The following is a 4,488-nucleotide window of genomic DNA, read 5'->3' as shown; positions in this document are numbered from 1 at the left end:
CGTTTTCTATCTTTATCCTGATTTTTGCTGCTAACACTATCGCGTTTTCTATCTTTATCCTGATTTTTGCTACTATCACGGCTTTGCTCCATTTTATATTTAAATTGTTCTTCTTGTTTAGCCCAATATCTATCGATTTCGTCCATGATTTTGTCAATATCGTACCCTTTTAGGACCATCATTTTGACCCATTCTTCTTTAAAAACCTTGTGGGCTAAGCTTTCTAGTTGAGCAGCTTTTTTGCTCTCATCTTTTGTTGTTAAAAACTTTTTACTTAAAATTTTTACGGTATCCTTTTCTTTTGGATTGGCAAGTAATACCTGGTAAATATCACGAGATATCTCATCCATACGGATGTAATACATCCATTCCTCAAACAGATCAGGAGCTAGTTGTTTTACATGTGATAAGAATAATTCTTTGTTTTCTTCACCAAGTGAAGTCAGTAATTTACGGGGATATGGATAGACGCGATCACGCCAAACTGTCCTCGCTACATCGATTACTTTAAGATTGCCATCTGGCTGAAGGTAAATTTGCCGTTTATGATGGTCGATCCTTTCAAAACCTATTCTTTTAAAAGTGATTAGCATTTCAATCAACTTATAGGAAAGTTCTATTGAAAGTGGTTGAGATTGCAGGTATTCACGCAAATCAACCCCTTTGACAATTTCCATCACGATATAAAGTTTCCCAGCCTCGTATATACGTGGAAAGAGGTTGGTATGTTTTCCAAGTGAATAAGCATAATTTTCCCGTTGGCAATCCTCTGGATTCCCAAATATCTTTACACAAATGTCGTCAGATAATTTAAAAACAGCTCCTTGCCGTCCTTTACCCATCATCTCTAATGGTGAGTGATTCACTACTTCTACATCTGCATTTTCCACATTTTGAACGGATATCATTTTTAATATTTCTCGAAGGTTAAAATCCATTTCTTCCCTCCTTTCATGAAATGGGAATAGGAATAGCTGCGTACTAACTATTCCTGTAAAAAGAGGAGTTTCCCCCCAAGACAGTGTTATGGTTTAAAACTTTAGGATGGGTTTATGAAGTCAGGTAGCACAAATACTTGTCTTACACATCTATTAAACTCACATCATCAAATAGAATAATTAGTTAAGCTATTACTATAGTTAATTCAATAATCTTCTAAAAGGTAAAGGCGAAAAAACTAGTAATAGAAAATGTATTATTAGCACAAGGGAAAATTAGTTTAAGTCTAGTTTTGAAGAAGCATCAAATGGGGCTTTTACTGACAGCGGAAAAGAATAGCCCCCTCTACCAGAGTGGGGGCTACTCTTTAATACTGGGATGGTGCTTGACACCATCTATTTAAGTTTATCGTTCAAAATGTTATCTTCTAAAACGGCGAACTTATCGCCATAAATTTTTGTGATGTGTTTTTCGCCCCAGTCGCACAGGGAATTCAGAATCCCCTCCAGGCTCCTGCCATACTCACTCAACTCGTATTCCACCTTTGGCGGCACCTGATTATAAACAATCCGATTGATGACGCCGTCCTCTTCCAGCTCCCGCAATTGCTGGGTGAGCATCTTTTGTGTAATGCTTGGCATCAGCCGCTTCAAATCACTGGTCCGCTTTTTCCCGTGCGTTAAATGACAAAGAATCACACACTTCCATTTGCCCCCGATTACCTCAAGCGTCGCCTCAACCGATATATTGTACTTCTTTTTTTCCATGGTCAGTCCATCCTCCTCGCTGATAGGCACCAAAAAGTACCTATATTACTTTTAGGTATCTATAGCACTTTAAAGTGCGTACTTCCTAATTACTTGCATATATCCCATAATAACATTTGCAAGTAAAAAAACAAACTAGAGGAGGAAACATCATGCCTTTAAATAAAAGACAAAGCACACTCGCGCTGCTGGCCTTAGCCGTGAGTGCCTTTGCCATCGGAACCACCGAATTTATCAGCGTCGGCCTGCTGCCGCTGATCGCCAAAGATTTACACATATCCGTTACCACCGCAGGACTGACGGTTTCCTTATACGCCCTGGGGGTCACATTCGGCGCTCCAGTCTTAACATCCTTGACATCGCGCATGTCACGGAAAACCTTGCTGCTGTGGATCATGATTATTTTTATCATCGGCAACAGCATCGCCGCCAGCGCCACCACCATCAGCGTTCTGCTGGCAGCACGCGTGATTTCAGCTCTGTCGCACGGCGTCTTTATGTCTATCGGCTCAACCATTGCGGCGGACCTTGTTCCGACAAACCGTCGTGCGAGCGCCATCTCGATCATGTTCTCCGGCTTAACCGTCGCCACCGTGACCGGCGTGCCGTTTGGAACTTTCATCGGACAACAATTCGGCTGGAGGCTCGCCTTCGTCCTGATTGTGGCAGTTGGCGTCATCGGCTTCTTCGCGAACCTCGCTCTCGTTCCTTCCTTTTTGAAAAAAGGAACTCAGACCAGTCTTCGCGATCAGTTCAAGCCCCTGACCAATGGCCGGCTTTTACTGCTTTTCAGCATCACGGCTCTTGGGTATGGCGGGACATTCGTTGTCTTCACCTATTTATCACCATTGCTGCAGGATATAACTGGTTTTAAAGAAGGAACTGTTGCCGTTATTTTGCTCGTATACGGTGTGGCCATTGCGATTGGCAACATGGTCGGCGGAAAGCTGTCGAACCGCAATCCAATCGGTGCCTTATTCTATATGTTTATCGTCCAGGCCCTTGTGCTTTTTGTCTTGATGTACACGGCTCCTTTTAAAATTGCTGGCTTAATTACGATTATTTTGATGGGATTGCTTGCTTTTATGAATGTCCCAGGTCTGCAAGTTTATGTGGTGATATTGGCGGAACGTTTCGTGCCGAGTGCTGTGGATGTGGCGTCCGCTTTAAACATTGCCGCTTTTAACGCAGGGATCGCGATTGGCTCCTATTTGGGAGGAGCAATCACCGATTCTATCGGACTCATCCATACCACATGGATCGGCGGGTTGATGGTTTTAGGGGCAGTTATCTTAACAGGTTGGAGCCGTTCGTTGGAGCGGCGTGACCATAGTTTTTCAAAATTAGAGGAGGTTTGTTAAATGAACTTACAAACAACAACAACACTAAATAACGGAGTAAACATGCCATGGTTTGGTTTAGGCGTATTTAAAGTAGAAGAAGGCCCTGTGCTGGTGAATGCAGTGAAGTCAGCGATTAAGCATGGTTATCGCAGCATTGATACAGCAGCTATTTATGAAAACGAAGCGGGCGTTGGAGAAGGAATCCGTGAGGGGCTGGCGGAAGTGGGGATTGCCCGTGAAGACTTATTCATCACCTCCAAGGTTTGGAATGCCGATCTTGGCTACGAAGAGACCATTGCTGCATACGAAAGAAGCCTTACGAAGCTTGGTTTAGAGTATTTAGACTTGTACTTGGTGCACTGGCCGGTTGAGGGGAAATTCAAGGAAGCTTGGCGGGCACTCGAGACGTTGTATAAGGAAGGCCGGGTTCGGGCGATTGGTGTGAGCAATTTCCAGGTTCATCATCTTGAAGAGTTGATGGCTGAGGCGGAAATCAAACCGATGGTAAACCAGGTAGAATACCATCCGCGCTTAACTCAAAAAGAGCTTCAAGCGTTTTGCCGGGAGCACGAAATCCAGCTGGAGGCGTGGTCTCCTTTAATGCAGGGTGGGCTGCTGGACAATCCTGTTTTGGGGGAAATCGCAGGCAAATACGGAAAATCGCCAGCACAGGTAATTTTGCGCTGGGACCTGCAGAATGGAGTCGTCACGATTCCAAAATCGGTTAAGGAACACCGAATTGTTGAAAACTCACAAGTATTTGACTTTGAACTTTCCGATGAGGACATGCAAAGGATCGATGATTTGAACCAAAATCACCGCGTCGGGCCTGATCCGGATAATTTTGATTTTTAATTGTGACATTTACGGAATAAAATGTGAACACAGCGGAATAAGTTTGAAACTCCGCGGAATTCCACCGGGAATCGGCGGGAATAATTATGGATTCAGCGGAAATATCATCAAATTCAGCGGTATTGAAAAAAACTAATCGGGAAATCATCCCGATTAGTTTTTTTAGCATCAGTCGGTAGTATCAACTTAAATATCTTTTTAATCATCCATCAAGCAGTGAAAAAAAGAACGGAAAAAATCAATTCTGCATGACGTAAATGGTATTAATGATACGTTTTAGGTAATTGTAATAATATCACTAGTATATTATTGAAGGGATGTTTATATTGGAAAAAAAGTTATTAAATTTAGTTCTTGCAATGAGTCTTGCTTCTTTTCCATTTTTATTCAGGGGATCAAAAATGAGAGATAATCTAATTATTTTTTTCTCAAAAGGTGTTCTTGCCACTTTGGTTGACGCCTTTGTGGTTGGTACCAATAAAGTGGCCTATCCAGTCCGTCCGTTTCCGAAAATTTTTAAAACGAATATTATCTATGATATGTTGTTTTTTCCTATTTTAAGTGTAATCTGGGTTAAAATATCA

At 42.3% G+C, this 4,488-nt stretch carries 5 protein-coding genes; 3 read left to right on the top strand and 2 right to left on the bottom strand.

Annotated features, from left to right (window positions below):
- Positions 1-938: hypothetical protein (locus V7161_RS16370; RefSeq protein WP_335714040.1), on the bottom strand; the 938-nt coding region annotated here is incomplete at its 3' end.
- Positions 939-1,334: 396 nt separating this feature from the next.
- On the bottom strand, positions 1,335-1,706 hold the full coding sequence (locus V7161_RS16365; RefSeq protein ID WP_289987352.1) for a winged helix-turn-helix transcriptional regulator: 372 nt from the start codon (positions 1,704-1,706) through the stop codon (positions 1,335-1,337).
- A 152-nt stretch (positions 1,707-1,858) separates the two neighbouring features.
- Here V7161_RS16365 and V7161_RS16360 point away from each other — a divergent pair, with 152 nt between their 5' ends.
- The 3 genes from V7161_RS16360 to V7161_RS16350 all read left to right on the top strand — a co-directional run.
- On the top strand, positions 1,859-3,067 hold the full coding sequence (locus V7161_RS16360) for an MFS transporter (RefSeq protein ID WP_335714039.1): 1,209 nt from the start codon (positions 1,859-1,861) through the stop codon (positions 3,065-3,067).
- A complete protein-coding gene (locus V7161_RS16355; protein WP_335714038.1) occupies positions 3,068-3,904 on the top strand; it encodes an aldo/keto reductase in 837 nt (278 codons plus the stop codon). It abuts the gene before it with no gap.
- Between the two features lie 401 nt (positions 3,905-4,305).
- Positions 4,306-4,488: CBO0543 family protein (locus tag V7161_RS16350; RefSeq protein ID WP_335714037.1), on the top strand; the 183-nt coding region annotated here is incomplete at its 3' end.

Origin of the sequence: Neobacillus drentensis, assembly GCF_036965425.1 — a bacterium.
GTDB classification, from domain to species: domain Bacteria; phylum Bacillota; class Bacilli; order Bacillales; family Cytobacillaceae; genus Neobacillus; species Neobacillus drentensis_F.
Note: the sequence above shows the minus strand (reverse complement) of the source record. Positions and strands in the feature narration are given on the sequence as shown.